An 11,961-nucleotide genomic window follows, 5' to 3' on the forward strand; every position below is an offset into this window, starting at 1 on the left:
ATTTCTTCCACTTACTCTCTTGCTACTCTCCATCCCAAAATGCATTGATGCGGTTTACTGTTTCATTTACCAATTCCTGTCCGCCCTCGGCACCTACCACGCTGCTTTGGATCACGGCACTGTACCCTCCCCGATCAATTGCTGTAATAGTGGGAAGATAGGAGCCCGATCCGGCAACCTGAATCACAAATGTTTGTAAAGCAGGGCTCCTGGCCTGAATTTGAATGCCATAATCGGTAAACAACTCAAACTGATTGGTGCAGATGGCAATATCACCTAATCTCACTATATGCATAAAGCTTTCAAACCCATTTTGGGAACCAGCTTGCTGCTCCTTATACCTTTCCACCACAGAAGCATTCCAGGTTTTTCTGGCGTAGAGATTTGCTGTTGTTTCCGGTTTTTCGCTCATCTCTTTCTCCAAATTTTCTACATTGGTCTTTGCCTCCAAGTACTCATCCTCCTTGATTTTTCTTTTTGTCAATGAAAGGGGAACAAGGCTATGGGCAAGTGCAAGTGATTCATAGGTGTCCTTTTTTACAGTTTCTAGAGAAGTAGATAAGGTGGAAACCACCTTCTCCGCGATTGCCTCCTCTAAGGTGTAACCCGATAGCTTAAGCATACGCTCAGAGGCTTTTTTCCGGTAAATAGGTCTGGGAGAGAGATCTCCGGATGCGCCTATCCATCCTAGCACAAGCACTTGCTCTCCGAATTTGGCCTTCGCCTTTTCCCGGACATGGTGCCAATAATCGGCGTTTACACTGGAAAGGTGTTCCAATACCTGTGCGGGACAGGCCACCAATGCACAAATAGCAATCAGCTCACCCTTTGCGTTCCAGAAAAATAGGCTTTGGAGGTCATGGTCTTCGTAGCCTTCCAACTCTCTGAAATTATCCTTGGCTGCATTTCCATACATTTGGGTGGTACCATCGGCATAGCTTACCCGGCGGTTATGACCAATGGCGGTTCTCTGAGTGGCCCATGAAACCTTGGCGGGTTGCATATTGGCATAGGCTTCCTTGATGGCTGGAACCACCTGTCGGACGAAAAGCTCCCTGTACGCCTTTACCGGAACCACCTCTTCTTTTGGAATGGGATAAATAAAGGAGGAGCGCTCGGGGTCATCTTCCAGCACTGGTGCTGTATGGGTGTGTGTTGCGGTTAGAATGACACGGTTTGAGTCAATTTCCGGTGCTGCACCTTTTAGTGCGGTCACTAGTTCCTCCCTAAGGATATCTGGCACAAAGATCAGGTCACAGGCCACAAAAATTACCGAGGATATTTCCTTCTCCTGTTCAAGTGTAGAAATGGCCAGTACATTCGCCAATAGGGGCGTATCCACCTGCTCAGCTATTCGCAGATAGAATTGCCCCATCAAGGCAACAGGTAACTCAGGGGTGATATCGGCACTTGCCTTCCCTACATATAGCTTCCCTAGGACGGGAGGCTCCGCAAGTGAATGATTCAATGTGCTTCCGAACAGGAAAAGCCAGAAAATTAGTTTAATTGAAAGTTTGACTGATTGCAGAGGCATAGTAGTTCTATTCATTTTTATCAAAAAGTGTATGAATGAGGTTAAGTGACTCCTCCACCAACATATCCCCTCCTTCCGGGCCGATCAAAGTACTGGCAGGAACAGCCCCATAGGCACCCCCGGCAATGGATCTTCGTGTAGGCAGATAAGATCCAGCCCCTGTAAGCTGTGCCACAAAAGTTTGAACAGCGGGACTCCTGGCCTTCATGCGCATCCCATAGTCCAGATAAAGCTCAAAAGGGTTGGTCACCATGGCGATTTCCCCTATGCGTAATGCGTGAATTTCCACCGGAAGGGTGGGGTTGGTTTTTTCCAGCTCATACCTTTCCTCCACTACTGTTCCCCTTCTCATCCTGGAAAAGCTAGTGGTGGCATCCCTGTACCATCTTGGGTTATGAATCATCTCGGGATCATCTATGAGTAGATCTTTAACTGCTTGGTATTTTTCTCCCCATTCTTTGGCTTCTTGTTGGGCAGTCTTTACATCCTCCTCCCCAAGTAGTCTTCTTGGTAACTCCAGCACCTTCGCCTGGTGAAGAACCACTGGTGCGAAATCAATATTTTTTTGCATCACCGGGAAAATGGAGGCTATTCCTTCGGTGATTCTATTGGCGATTTGGTGCCGCTGGGCCATGCTGTTTCTGCCGGTGCCCAGTTCCTCCCAGCCCATTAACCGCTGCATTCTTTCCTCTGCCTTTCCATCAATCATCACATGTGGGGATAGGTCTCCGGCTGCACTTACCTGTGGAAACAGATGCACTTGCTCCCCAAATTCCTTTTTTATTCTAATACGTGTTTCATGCCAGAAATCTGCGGATAGCTCAAAGGAGTGCTCACTTACCTGCGAAGGGGCAGGAATGTTGATCAGTATCCCTTTAAGCTCCTCCTCCTTGTTCCAGGTAAAGATCAAATTCAAGGCATGGTCTTCATACCCCTCAATATGTGAAAAATTGGGGTCATTGGTATTTCCATACATGGTTGAGTTACCTTCATTCTTGGCTTGAAGCCTATTTCTGCCCACCACGGCATGGCTAAGGCCAAAGCTAATGCCGGAAGGTTTCTTGTTTTGCCAAGCCTCTATAGCTGCCTTGGCCAAGGTTTCCGACAGTTCCTCCAAATAATCCGCCGGGGGCATCACCTCCTTATCGGGGGAGAGCTGCTCCATGGGAAACCCGTAAATCTCTTCTATGGGCTTTAGGGAGGCCACCAAAGGGGCTGCATGGGTATGGGTGGCGTTGATGATGATCTTTTCTGGGGAAAGCTCGGGCAGGGCTTCTATGACCAGTTTCCTGGTGGCGTCCCTGAGATTGGCACCGTCACGCATGCCATCACTGATGCCTACCACATCCACACTGATCATGATGATGTTTTCTTCGGCACCGCCATCATTGCGGGTGCTTATGGCCAGGGCTGTGGCAGTGATGGGGTCCATGACACCCTCCGACACCCTTGCGTAAAACTGCCCTGCCAGCAGCACAGGTTTATCGGGGGTGATGTCCACATTGGCCCAACCTATGGCCAGAGGGGCAGATTGCCCGAAAGCAAAGGATGAATATAAAAAACAGCTTAGAACGGTGGTAATTAATGGGTTATTCATTCAAGAATTCAATGTTGAGAATTTTAAAAATAACTGGAAATCCGCTAAATACAAAGAAGTTTTTTAGGGCTTTGATCTTGAAAACTTAATAAAAATAGGTTAAATTGACCTTTTCCCCTACTATACTTTCACTATGTCTATAAAGGTTGTCCTTCGGCTTATATTGGGGTTTGGCTTTTTCATTTTATTTCTGGTTTCCAGCCAAGCTCAAGAGGTCCGCTTTCAGAAAGTTAATTTTCCTGATGATTTTTATATTAATTATATCATTGGCATGGCTGAGGACAAGGATGGGGTGATTTGGATGGCCACCTCCGTCGGATTAGTAAGATACGATGGATACCATTTCAAAAGTTATAGTGTCAATGATTATAAGGAAAACGGACCTATAAGCAACCTTATGGAAGCTATATTTATTGACAGTAGAGGGAATATTTGGTTAGGCTTCCATAGGAGCGGTCTATGTAAATTTGATCCTACCACCGAGATATTTACCAACTACCCTTATGAACCTGAGAATAAGCGGGGGCCCTTAAGCAGGAAGGTGGTTTCCTTTTTGGAGGATAGCAAAGGGAATTTATGGGTGGCCGACCGAAAAGGTATTCTAAAATACAATCAAGAGACTGATGATTTTAGGCAGATAAAATACGATCCCGAGAATAAGAATGGCCTTAGCCAAGAATCTGTGAATCAGATTTATGAGGACAGTTATGGGAGAATTTGGGTGGCCACAGGTCCCTTTTTTGCTCCTGAGGGAAATACCGGTGGTCTAAATTTATTTGATCCTGAAAAGGAGACCTTTACCCACTATTTTCACGACCCAGAGGATTCCACCACATTGTCCCATAATATAGTCACGGCACTATTAGAGGATAGCCGAGGTAATTTTTGGGTGGGCACCGACAAAAATGGCCTTCATCTAATGGACAGGGAAAATGGCACCTTCCGGCGTATGGAATATGACCCTAAACATCCTGAAAAATTGGCCGCGGCACCGGGTAGTGGGGGGATGTTCAATGGAGTCCGCTTTATCACTGAAGACTCAGGAGGGAAAATCTGGATAAGCTATTTATTCCAAGGCCTTTCTGTTTATGACCCTGAAACGGAGAAAATGACGCATCTGATTGGAGAAGAAAAGGAAAGGGCAGGTATAGAAGATTATGGCCTACACGGATTTTGTAACCTTTCTTCCGGGGAACTTTTAATCAGTAGTGGGGAAGGCAATATTTATTCGTATCACCCCAAGAAAAACATCACTCAATTAGGCAAAACTGACAAGTGGGTTTCTTGCATATTGGAGACCAGTGAAAATGAAACCTGGATGGGCACCCAAAATGGGGTGTTGATCTATGAATTTGATGAGAAAGGATATCACCCGGTAAAGAAGGATAATCCTTGGCCGGACAAACTGCAAAACAGCCCAATTTATCATATGGTAGAAGATGAGGAACTGGTCTATTGGCTGGGTACCTATGAAGGTTTGTGGAGGTTTGACAAAAAAACAATGGAATTTGAGTTTTTCGAACATGCCACCTTACTACCCAATGATACCATCAGTGGTCCGGTATTTCACTTATTTCTGGATAGGGATAATAATTTATGGACTAATACATTGGACGGGTTATTCCTTTTTGATAAGACCAATAAAACCTTTAAGCTGGTTGAACTAGGCCCCAATTCCTCAACAAGAGGTTTTCGGATTATGACTGCTTTTGAAGATAGCCACGGGAATTTTTGGGTACCTACAATTACCCGAGGACTTTATCTCTTGGATAAGAATACCCTTTCTGTAGATAGGAAAATCCCTGAAATGGAATATTTTATTGATATCACCGAAGCTCGAGATGGAAGGGTTTTATTTGGCACCTATGACAATGGGATTATTGTTTATGACCATGAAATGGATGAATTCTATCCACTCGAAGATCCTATTTCTGGGGTTAGGCAAGACTACAGGGTAAACAGTTTTCACAACATAGGAGATCACATTTGGGTCTATCACGCCAAGGGCATTGTGATTTATGATCAGGATTTAAGGATGATACAAAGTTTGGGAGAGGAAATTGGGATACCCACCAGCAAAATGGGTAAAATAACACACCTGGACAGGACCGGCCATTTGAACTTTATGACGGAAAAAGGGATAGTGCAACTGGACACCAAAATGCCCTTTCCCGTACCCTATCCCCCAAATCTAATATTTAGTGATTTCAAGCTCTTTGGGAAGTCGCATAAAAACGGTTTCAATGGAACGGATGGAAAGCCCATCAATGAGGCCGAATCCATTGTGTTGCCGCATGACCAAAATTTTTTCACCTTTGATTTTGCGGGCATTCATTATTTGAAGCCAGAAGATAACAGGCATTTCTTCCAGTTAGAGAACTACGATTTGGACTGGAGGGAAACCGAAACCACCAATTCGGCCAGTTACTCTCAGGTATTACCCGGTGAGTATGTGTTCAGGGTGAAGGCCATGAGTAGTGACGGGATGTGGGCGGAGCGGGCCATACCCATCACCGTGTTGCCCCCATGGTGGAAGACTTGGTGGGCATATGTAAGTTATGGGCTTTTGGCAGTAGGGATGGGAGTTGGCATCAGAAAGTACACCCAAGGGAAGGAAAGGCTCAGGCATGACCTGGAGATACAGCGTCTGGAGGCGCTCCGTGCTAGGGAACTTGATCAAACCAAGTCCAGGTTCTTTGCCAATCTTTCCCATGAATTCAGGACTCCCCTCACACTCATTAGTGGCCCCCTTCAAAGGTTCCTTCAGCGTACTCCAAAAGCTCACCCAGATCACAGGGTTTACCGCATCATGCAAAGAAATGTGGAACTTCTCCTAAACCTTATCAACCAGTTGCTAGACCTTTCTAAATTAGAGGCAGGCCATATGCAGCTCCGGTCACAAAAAGTGGTTGTGAGAGATTTTTTACCCTCTATATTTGCCCCTTTTTTGTTATGTGCTGAGCAAAAAAGGATTGCCTTCGTTCAGAATATTTCCTGTCCTGGCGCCATGATTAGTACTGATGCCGACAAATTGAGTAAAATCTTGAATAACCTACTTTCCAACGCTTTCAAATTTACTCCTGAATCGGGGAAGGTAGAGGTGTCAATTTGGATTTCTCGGGCCTCGTTTCCCGAAGCCAAGGGAAACTCGAAAAACCATTTCCTTCATCTTAGGGTAAAGGACAATGGCAAAGGTATCCCTAAGGAGCAGCAAAAATTTATTTTTGACCGTTTTTTTCAAGTGGACTCTTCACATACCCGGGATCAGGAAGGAACGGGAATCGGGCTTTCTTTGGTGAAAGAGCTTGTCCAGCTTTTAGGGGGTAATGTGGAAGTAGAAAGTAGCCCTGGACAGGGAAGTACCTTTGAGGTGAATATGCCCATAGAACTGCTGATCAACATAAAAGAAGCAACTATGCAGCACAATTTCCACTACCCCAAGCTTGAACTAAAAGAAACAGAAAAGCTCGAAAATCTCCAAGGCGAAGGAAGGGAACAACCCAGCCTGTTAATCGTGGAAGACAATGCAGATCTGCGAAAATTCATTGCGAAAATTCTTCGGGATGATTTTTTGGTTCTTCAGGCCCAGGATGGCGAAAATGGTCTAGAAAAAGCCAAAAAGCATATTCCAGATATCATCCTGAGTGATGTGATGATGCCCAAGATGGATGGCATCAGCATGTGTAAATCCCTAAAACAAAACCAACATACTTCTCACATTCCCCTACTACTACTTACCGCCAAGGCCGACAAGGCCCATAAAATCGACGGCCTGAAATCCGGTGCAGATGACTATCTGGTAAAACCATTCGACATGGATGAGTTGCTGCTTAAGGTGAGCAACCTTGTATCGAGAACAAAGGCCATCAAGGAAAAGTGGAGAAAGGAAATAGAGGAGGGCAAGCCCATTGAAGCGGAACCAGCTTCTAAGGATCAATCCTTTATAAAAAGAGCTAAAACCATTGTCGAGGAGCATTTGCATAGAGAAGATTTTAACCTGGAATTCTTTTGTAGGGAGCTGGGGATGAGCAGGACACAAGCATTCAGAAAGTTTCGGGGTCTGGCAGATATGCCCCCGGGGGATTTCATCAGGATGGTGAAATTGCAAAAAGCCAAGTCCTTATTGAAGGAGGGTAAAAGCTCCATTGCAGAAGTGGCTTATCAATTAGGGTTTCAAGATCCTTCTTATTTCACCAAAGTCTTTCAAAAACACTATGGAACCACGCCTTCCGCTTATTTAAATCAGGATTCCTAGGGTTGTTTTTATGAGGAATCTAAAGAAGGAGTTAGTTTAAATATTCCTGAAGAATTCTTATCATTGAAGTTGAAAATATTAAGAGTCTTTGATCATACCTCAACGATCCCTCATCAGGAAAATCAAATGAATAATCAGCCATCTACCGAAACAAATTAGAAGCGCTTCTTTGCCTCCGCCTTGTTTTTCACACCTTGCGTTATGTAAGGTTCCATAACGCATATTAGGAGATATTGGAACAATTGCCAATCCATTTATCCAAACCGGCTATCAGAGTCCGACCTAATTCCGCCACCGACAGGAAAAAATGGATTGCCCGTAAAAAGTTATTTGATAGATCAATACGTACCAACTATACACATCCTAAACAATTGAAAATTCATCTTATCACTATTAAAAAGGTGTCAAGCCATTTATTTATTCCGACCTTTATCTTATGTTTGACCAGTTCTACCAACAGTCCAGTGAGCAGCTAAAGCTGGCTTTCCTTCAGAAAGTCTTCCAAAAATACCCGGATCTAAAAGAGGATTTCCTGGATTTTTACTTGAAACCCCCAGCCAAAAACTTGAAAATGACCGTCAGTGATCCGGATGATTTTATATCGGCAAGTACGGATTTGGTCAAGGAGGACCTTGAATCCATCAATATCAATGAGCCCGATTGGCAGGATTATATACCTCGTCACAATGGCTATATTCCGGAATATGAGGCTATGGAACACATGGCCGAAGACGAGGTCAACAGGATCATCGGATTTCATGTGGCAGAGGTAGAAAGGTACTGTACAGAAAAACATGGTGACCTGGCCTTTTTATACATGATCAGCCTATACCAAGCCTGCACGGAGGCTGTGCTGGAGGATGAGTATGAAACATTGCCCGATCCTACCCGTACCATGCTCGATCAACTTGAGCAACACCTACAGGATTGTAGTTCCCTGTTCAGCGTCATACAACTTTCCGAAGATCAACTTTTCACCATTGCCTCCGTGCTTTTCGATCGTAACCAGAAGTTCCATAGCGATGATCCAGGATTTCTAACCTTTTTCGAAGCCTTTCTTTTTTCCGTCATCCACTCTGGAGCAGAGGCCAACATCCTTCTCGATGTGATCGAGAAAAAAAATGCTACCGATGCTGTACCCTGGTTGGTTTCAGAATTGCACAGGAAAACTGGCGGCTTGCTCGCCTGGGAACAATCGGCTCTACAATTTTTTAAAAAGAATAAACATGTCGCAAGTTCCCTGCTGGAGCAGTACAAAAATGACAATAAACAGGAGTTTGTCCGGATTGCCAATGCGCTATGGTCTGATGGTCTTTTTCAGGAAGAATTCGCCAACCTGTATTTCGAAGTATTGGAGCCTTCAGACGACCCCGAATTGTATCAACAGGTGACCATCCGTCTGAACGAAAGAAAATTTTCGGAAAGCTATTACAGGGTACTTCAGGAATTGATGGATAAGGAAGAAAGGATGCGCTATATTGAAAGATTCCATTGGGATAAGCCGTCCTATGTCCTAGCTTTGTGTATGGAAGGGAATCATGTCGAGGCAATAAATTATGCCCGGCAGCATACCGACAGGTGGAATATTATCGATATCATGACTCCTTGTATTCAAGCGAATCCAAAGGCTGGTTTGGACCTTTTGGATCAAAAAATAGCCGAACTTCTCGTTGATGAACGTGGGAGGAATTTTTACGAGAGGATCGCCCGAATACTGAAGGTGGCTGCTGATATCACCGAACTTCAGAAGGATGCAGAAGTGCTTGCAAAAAAAATCTATTCCGTGTACTCAAGGTTAACCGCCCTCAGGGCTGAATTGAGATCAGCTGGTTTAATCAGACTTTAGGAAATCTTCGGTGTGTAAAAGGTGCTATTTCCTGTATAACAGGATACCAGCTCCGAATAAAAAACGAGATTAATTAACCAATTTTCATTGTGATTACAGGAACCCATATCGCCTACCTCCACACCCGCCACCGCACCAGTGGCATGCAGTTAAACACTATAAGAAAAAATAAAAACGTTTTTTTGAAACAACATTTTTTACTTATAATTGTTTTATGTAAAATACGATAATGGAAAGACTGCTTAAAAAATACTATCAAAAGCTAGACCGTACCCAACTTGGAAAGGTTAGGTCATTTATGGATGAAATTGATTGGTCCAACCGATTTATAGGAATAAAAGGTGCGCGAGGTGCCGGTAAAACCACCCTTCTCTTCCAATATATCCTTGTCAAACAACTGCCTCCCAGTAAGACGTTGTATGTGAGTTTGGACGATCTGTACTTTACTGAAAACACCCTTTACAGTTTGGCCGAACAATTTGTAAATGAAGGAGGAAAACACCTCCTAATTGACGAGGTGCACCGCTATGCCAATTGGTCTTCCGAACTCAAAAACATATATGATGACTTTCCTGACATACAGGTAATATTTACAGGATCCTCCCTGATTCATATTGAAAAAGCCCGGGGTGATCTGAGCCGTAGGGCTGTGGTCAATGAACTATTTGGATTATCTTTTCGGGAGTTTCTGGCTTTCAATGAAATCAGCAGGTTCGAAAAAGTGACATTGGAAGATGTATTGACCCATCATGTAGAAATCGCAAGGTCCATCGTCAGTAAGATAAAACCGCTGGCTTATTTCAAGGATTATCTTACTTTTGGTTATTACCCCTATTTTCTGGAAAATAAGGATGCCTACCAGCAGAAATTGATGGAAACCATGCTTATTGCCATGAGCACTGACCTTCCTCCCACCTATAACTTAAGCTATGCCAGTATAGAAAAAATCAAGCAGTTGCTATACATATTGGCGGAAAGTGTTCCTTTCAAACCTAATATTACCAAGCTGAGCGAACGTATGGGAGTGTCCCGCAACAGTTTACTTGATTTTTTGCGCTATCTGGAGGAACTACGGATCGTTAAGCGCCTGTATGCAGATACAAAAGGCATCGGTCTTTTACAAAAACCGGAGAAACTTTACCTATATCATCCCAATATTTCCTATGCCCTTGCATATCAAGATGCGGACATAGGAAGCATACGGGAAAGCTTTTTTATAAATCAGCTATCCGTAAATCATCCTATTGAATATTCAACTGTCGGTGATTTCAGGGTAGGTAGGCAACTATTTGAAATCGGAGGAAAGGCTAAATCCCAAAAACAAATTAGTCAAGAAAAAAATGCCTATATAGTAGCAGATAACATTGAAATCGGCTACAAAAATAAAATACCCTTGTGGCTATTCGGGTTTACCTATTGAAAAATGAACATCACCGGCACCCATATCGCCTACCTCCACACCTGCCACCGAAAACTCTGGCTCTTTGCCCATGGCATACTGATGGAGCATACCTCGGATATAGTGGCGGAAGGAAAACTAATCGGGGAAACCACCTTTCTGGATAGGGCCAGAAAATATACCGAACTGGAACTGGACTACATTAAAATCGATTGCTGTGAAGCCAAAAACAGAGTAATCCATGAGGAAAAGAAGGCAGATAAGGTTTGAAGCGTCGCATTTTGTCCAAATGAAGTAGTACCTGTGCATTTTGATAAAAGATATACTCTCAAGTACCACAGCAATAATTGATTATCCCATCAAAATAGGAATAAATCATAACTTATCGTATATAGTTTTCGTATACTTTAATAATATCCTTGAGACCGATAGATACTTGGAATTCTAAATAGTTGAAAACTATGAAAGTGACTGCAATATTGCCCGATGATATGATAGAAGATGTGAAAGCATTTACCGGAGGGAAAAATATAACTGACAGCCTGAAAAAAGCACTCAATGACTGGCTGTATCTGAAAAGGATAGAAAAACTGAATGCCAAGTTATCCGATTGTCCTGTTACTTTCGATGAAGGGTATTCTGCGGAGAAAGTGAGAAATCTTAACAACAGGCATGATCGTTCCTGACACCAGCATCTGGATAGAATTCCTGAAGCAAAATGATCCGGTGACCTCCCGGTTTTTGCCTTTACTTAAAGCCGGAAAGATAGCAGTTATTGAACCCATCTTTGCGGAGCTTCTTTACGGGGTCAGAAAACCCAATGACAAAGAACTTGTACTTTCTTATTGGCAGATATTGCCAAAACTGGATTTTGAGAATGGTTCCATGCTGAGGGCTTCCGAATTTGCCAATAACCAAAATTTTCATAGCCTGGGGGTAGGCCTGATGGATGCGGCAATAATGCAACCGGTGATAAACAGTGGGTATCAATTGTGGACATTGGATAAAAAAGTTTTGGGTGTGCTGGATACAACTAATAGGTTTGATTAAGGGGTGAGGGAAAAGGGATGGTTGAAAAATGATTTTATTTATGAATTTGCTAAATAAGATTGAAGCGGTTAAAAACCGAACAAAGTTATTTGCGTTGGCTGTTATTCAGTTGTTTCTGACGATGCTGAAAACAGAAGAAGTGAGGATAATGGGAAGGCAGCTTTGATGAAGTTCTACCTCTATTGTCGCTTGTCACGCAGATCACGACCTTAATCGCACCATGCTGGTATTGAAATCCCTCTATTTCACACCTCAATCCTCAACCCTTAATCACACCATG

The 11,961-nt window shown here is 43.5% G+C and carries 8 protein-coding genes; 6 read left to right on the plus strand and 2 right to left on the minus strand.

What is annotated here, in order from left to right; all coding sequences use genetic code 11:
- Window positions 1–22: 22 nt before the first annotated feature.
- Both DB520_RS02800 and DB520_RS02805 read right to left on the minus strand, forming a co-directional pair.
- Window positions 23–1,549 (minus strand): neutral/alkaline non-lysosomal ceramidase N-terminal domain-containing protein, encoded by a 1,527-nt coding sequence (locus DB520_RS02800; protein ID WP_114748118.1) that lies wholly within the window; start codon window positions 1,547–1,549, stop codon window positions 23–25.
- Window positions 1,542–3,131 (minus strand): hypothetical protein, encoded by a 1,590-nt coding sequence (locus DB520_RS02805; protein ID WP_114748119.1) that lies wholly within the window; start codon window positions 3,129–3,131, stop codon window positions 1,542–1,544. The genes DB520_RS02800 and DB520_RS02805 overlap by 8 nt, the downstream gene beginning before the upstream one ends.
- Before the next feature lie 133 nt (window positions 3,132–3,264).
- Here DB520_RS02805 and DB520_RS02810 point away from each other — a divergent pair, with 133 nt between their 5' ends.
- The 6 genes from DB520_RS02810 (at window position 3,265) to DB520_RS02835 (ending at window position 11,681) form a co-directional block, all read left to right on the plus strand.
- A complete protein-coding gene (locus DB520_RS02810) occupies window positions 3,265–7,386 on the plus strand; it encodes a hybrid sensor histidine kinase/response regulator transcription factor (RefSeq protein WP_114748120.1) in 4,122 nt (1,373 codons plus the stop codon).
- Between the two features lie 436 nt (window positions 7,387–7,822).
- Complete coding sequence (locus DB520_RS02815) at window positions 7,823–9,232, plus strand: hypothetical protein (RefSeq protein WP_114748121.1); 1,410 nt, start codon at window positions 7,823–7,825, stop codon at window positions 9,230–9,232.
- Between the two features lie 229 nt (window positions 9,233–9,461).
- Window positions 9,462–10,652: an ATP-binding protein gene (locus DB520_RS02820; RefSeq protein ID WP_114748122.1), complete on the plus strand. Its 1,191-nt coding sequence runs from the start codon at window positions 9,462–9,464 to the stop codon at window positions 10,650–10,652.
- Between the two features lie 3 nt (window positions 10,653–10,655).
- Entirely contained in the window at window positions 10,656–10,901 is a 246-nt protein-coding gene (locus DB520_RS02825; protein ID WP_114748123.1) for a Dna2/Cas4 domain-containing protein, read from the plus strand.
- A gap of 191 nt (window positions 10,902–11,092) precedes the next feature.
- Window positions 11,093–11,317, plus strand: coding sequence for a DUF2191 domain-containing protein (locus DB520_RS02830; protein WP_114748124.1), 225 nt, complete (start codon window positions 11,093–11,095; stop codon window positions 11,315–11,317).
- Window positions 11,304–11,681, plus strand: coding sequence for a PIN domain-containing protein (locus DB520_RS02835; RefSeq protein WP_114748125.1), 378 nt, complete (start codon window positions 11,304–11,306; stop codon window positions 11,679–11,681). The genes DB520_RS02830 and DB520_RS02835 overlap by 14 nt, the downstream gene beginning before the upstream one ends.
- The last annotated feature ends 280 nt before the right edge of the window (window positions 11,682–11,961 follow it).

It is taken from the genome of Pleomorphovibrio marinus (genome assembly GCF_003347495.1).
Classification (GTDB): domain Bacteria; phylum Bacteroidota; class Bacteroidia; order Cytophagales; family Cyclobacteriaceae; genus Pleomorphovibrio; species Pleomorphovibrio marinus.

Excerpts from the sequence above, each read along its gene's own strand:
- DB520_RS02810 (WP_114748120.1), top strand. The coding sequence starts at position 3,265 with ATGTCTATAAAGGTTGTCCTTCGGCTTATATTGGGGTTTGGCTTTTTC.
- DB520_RS02835 (WP_114748125.1), top strand. The coding sequence starts at position 11,304 with ATGATCGTTCCTGACACCAGCATCTGGATAGAATTCCTGAAGCAAAAT.
- DB520_RS02805 (WP_114748119.1), bottom strand. The coding sequence starts at position 3,131 with ATGAATAACCCATTAATTACCACCGTTCTAAGCTGTTTTTTATATTCA.
- DB520_RS02820 (WP_114748122.1), top strand. The coding sequence starts at position 9,462 with ATGGAAAGACTGCTTAAAAAATACTATCAAAAGCTAGACCGTACCCAA.
- DB520_RS02815 (WP_114748121.1), top strand. The coding sequence starts at position 7,823 with ATGTTTGACCAGTTCTACCAACAGTCCAGTGAGCAGCTAAAGCTGGCT.
- DB520_RS02825 (WP_114748123.1), top strand. The coding sequence starts at position 10,656 with ATGAACATCACCGGCACCCATATCGCCTACCTCCACACCTGCCACCGA.
- DB520_RS02800 (WP_114748118.1), bottom strand. The coding sequence starts at position 1,549 with ATGAATAGAACTACTATGCCTCTGCAATCAGTCAAACTTTCAATTAAA.
- DB520_RS02830 (WP_114748124.1), top strand. The coding sequence starts at position 11,093 with ATGAAAGTGACTGCAATATTGCCCGATGATATGATAGAAGATGTGAAA.